Origin of the sequence: Burkholderia sp. ABCPW 14 (assembly GCF_001523835.1) — a bacterium.
Lineage (GTDB): Bacteria > Pseudomonadota > Gammaproteobacteria > Burkholderiales > Burkholderiaceae > Burkholderia > Burkholderia mayonis.
In genome coordinates this window covers 1-990 of the sequence record NZ_LOVS01000121.1, presented here as the reverse complement: position 1 = coordinate 990, position 990 = coordinate 1, and the positions used below count along the sequence as shown (strand labels likewise).

Below are 990 nucleotides of genomic sequence, written 5' to 3'. Positions count from 1 at the left end.
CTGGCTGTTCGCGCTGGCGCTCGTGGCCGGCGCGGGCTTCGCGCTCGCGCAATACCACGCGCACATGGACTACTACGACAAGGCCGTGCTGATCGGCACCGTACCGGCGCTCATCGTGCTTGGCTGGCGCTGGAAGCCCGCGCGGCTCCTGATGGCGGCGATCGCCGCGCTGTCGCTGCTGTCGCTGCAGATCTATCAGGGTGACCTCGCGCGAGCGGATTCGGCGTTCCTGCTCAAGTACTTCCTGTCGAGCCAGTCGGCGATCCTGTGGATGAGCGCGCTCTTCGTGCTGGCAACCCTTTTCTACTGGATCGGCATGCTGTCGCGCGCCGAGTCCGGCGGCGCGATCGGCCAGAAGCTCACGTGGGTCGCCGTGCTGATGGGCTTCACCGGCCTGATGGTGCGCTGGTACGAGTCGTATCTGATCGGCGCGGACGTCGGTCACATCCCCGTGTCGAATCTGTACGAAGTATTCGTGCTGTTCAGCCTCATCACCGCGCTCCTCTATCTGTACTACGAAGGGCATTACGGCACGCGCGCGCTGGGCGCGTTCGTGCTGCTCGTGATCAGCGCGGCGGTCGGCTTCCTGATGTGGTATTCGATCGCGCGCGACGCGCAGCAGATCCAGCCGCTCGTTCCCGCGCTGCAGAGCTGGTGGATGAAGATCCACGTGCCGGCGAACTTCATTGGCTACGGCAGCTTCGCGCTGTCCGCGATGGTCGCGCTCGCGTATCTGGTGAAGGCGCGCGGCGTGCTCGCCGATCGCCTGCCGGCGCTCGAAGTGCTCGACGACGTGATGTACAAGTCGATCGCGGTCGGCTTCGCATTCTTCACGATCGCGACGATTCTCGGCGCACTGTGGGCGGCCGAGGCGTGGGGCGGCTACTGGAGCTGGGATCCGAAGGAAACCTGGGCGCTCATCGTGTGGCTGAACTACGCGGCGTGGCTGCACATGCGTCTGATGAAAGGGCTGCGCGGCGCGGTCGCCGC

General features: G+C 65.7%; 1 protein-coding gene. It reads left to right on the top strand.

The genetic code is table 11. From position 1 onward, the window contains the following. The coding region (gene ccsB / locus WS62_RS19125; protein WP_066573988.1) for a c-type cytochrome biogenesis protein CcsB at positions 1–990 on the top strand (990 nt) is incomplete at both ends.